Annotated in this window: 1 pseudogene; it reads left to right on the plus strand. The window is 55.7% G+C overall.

Annotated features, from left to right (window positions below):
* Positions 1–219 (plus strand): annotated as a pseudogene (locus H6B10_RS18420) (hypothetical protein); the annotation flags it as partial.

Here is a 219-nt window from a genome sequence, read left to right on the forward strand (position 1 = left end):
GGCATTCTGGGCCATGGTGTTGAGCACTTCGTTGGAATCGTAGCCGCCGGACAGGGCCGAGATACCGCTGATGATCTTGAAGTCGGTCTGTTCGGTGTTGGTGTTGACGGTGCCTCCAAGCTGCGGGTTTTCTGGGACATTATCATTCCCCTTTCCAAGCCCATCATGGCCGTTATGGTGGTGTTCAGCATGGTCGCCTACTGGAACGACTGGTTCACC

It is taken from the genome of Gemmiger formicilis, assembly GCF_016901605.1.
GTDB lineage: Bacteria > Bacillota > Clostridia > Oscillospirales > Ruminococcaceae > Gemmiger > Gemmiger formicilis_B.